We start from the raw sequence: 1,612 nt of genomic DNA, 5'->3' as shown, positions 1-1,612 counted from the left end.
CAAAGATATTGTTCCCTTATAGATTCAGCTTTGAAGAGCCATATTGACTCATGAACCATCAATATTAGGAGCCATTTTGACTATAGCAAAATTGATTATGTGCGAGGTTGATGACGGTAAACAAGAGGCTTTTTCACAAAGTCAGAGTGCCTGGAGTCAACTGTCGACGTGTAACGGTTTTGTTGGGCAAGCAGGTGGATGGGAGGCATCGTCAAGCACAGCCATTATTTTAGGTTTTTGGGAATCTCAGTTTCACGTGAGTGAATTCATGAGAACTACCCACGATGAGATTTATTTAAGTAATAAACAACAATCCACTTATCGTCATTGTTCAGTTAATTACTTCGAACTAGTTTCAACCATATCTGGCTTACGGATTGATTTTTCAGGTGCTGGAGTATTAAGAATAGCTTACTGCTCAAGAGTACTGGACATTGATAGGTTTAATCGAGATCAACAACTTATCTGGAACCCTCAACTGTCAACGCAACTCGGATGTTTAGGCGGTCACGTTTGGCGCCATGTTAAACACCATGACTGTTACTTAGTGGTATCGCATTGGGAATCACCAGAAGCTCATGAAATATACGCAAACAATGTATTGCCAAAATTACGAGAGATAGCCCGCCCATCGGAGTACATCGAACAACTATTAGATAAGGTTGTTGTTCTCGATACAAAGTGGAACGTCACACCCAATAACGGTTGATCACCTCAGGTGACATTCCACGTAACCAGTTTAAACCAGCATGATCATATTGTAGTTTCTTCCTTGAAAAACATTATCAATTCTTGCAGTTTTGCTGACGTGCTAGTGGACATAAGTGCGTTAGTAACTGAAAGCTAAACTTACTTTTCGCATTATGATAAGTCTGGTGAGGTTGGATTAACGCTATAGTCTCTTGTTGTATTTAATATACCGACTATTTATTTAGAATATCATCTTTTACGTGTAGATCCTCACTCTCAGCATTGCTACAAGTTCTAGGTGTGCCATTTAAATTTAAAGCTGAGTCAGAGGCTTGCTTTTTTGTTATTCTCGCACTTAACTTATTACCGCAAATTGATAGTTTACTCTCAATAATAGGTCTAATTTTATAACCGATGGGGGTTCCGATACATATACCAAGAAAAGCAGGTACAAGGGCTGGAATTTGATAAATTAAAACAAACCATCCACCAGCTTGGCCAGAAATTGCAAAAAAGATAAATAATATAATGTTACCAATCACATATGCATACGCAACATGTCTAAATTTCAACAATGTACTAAGAATAATAAATAAAACTGTAACTACTAGAAAAAACATAACCATTGTTTAGACCCCTTCCGTGGATTGACATTAAACATAAAACTTATTAAACGGTTAGCCAAATAATTTCAGTAGCTTAAGTTATTGATTAATAGCATCCTACATTCCCTATATCATTGATGTAAAGCGATAAGTCATTGTCAAAACCCAAAAACAAACCGAAGTTTTCTAAATAAATAATATAAATTAGTTTTTTGGAATCTAGTGTAAGCGCTTTTCAATAGAGCTTTGGTTCTAAACACACTTTGGGGCATAAACGTGTCGGTATATTGACGTTAAAAGGGACAAATTCAACTCTG

At 36.7% G+C, this 1,612-nt stretch carries 2 protein-coding genes; one reads left to right on the top strand and one right to left on the bottom strand.

Features of this window, described 5'->3' with window-relative positions; genetic code table 11:
* Nucleotides 1–76: 76 nt before the first annotated feature.
* Nucleotides 77–709, top strand: a complete 633-nt coding sequence (locus CXF78_RS16850; protein WP_145991524.1) for a DUF4937 domain-containing protein — start codon at nt 77–79, stop codon at nt 707–709.
* Nucleotides 710–923: 214 nt separating this feature from the next.
* Here the strand turns inward: CXF78_RS16850 and CXF78_RS16845 are convergent, their stop codons facing one another.
* On the bottom strand, nt 924–1,316 hold the full coding sequence (locus CXF78_RS16845) for a hypothetical protein (RefSeq protein ID WP_102037420.1): 393 nt from the start codon (nt 1,314–1,316) through the stop codon (nt 924–926).
* Nucleotides 1,317–1,612: the final 296 nt, after the last annotated feature.

This window comes from Shewanella sp. 11B5 (assembly GCF_002836795.1).
In the GTDB taxonomy this organism is placed as follows: Bacteria; Pseudomonadota; Gammaproteobacteria; order Enterobacterales; family Shewanellaceae; genus Shewanella; species Shewanella frigidimarina.
The sequence above is the reverse complement of the archived record's forward strand: the minus strand, read 5'-3'. Positions and strand labels throughout refer to the sequence as shown.

Coding starts and splice junctions, on each gene's coding strand:
- CXF78_RS16845 (WP_102037420.1), bottom strand. CDS start 1,316: ATGGTTATGTTTTTTCTAGTAGTTACAGTTTTATTTATTATTCTTAGT.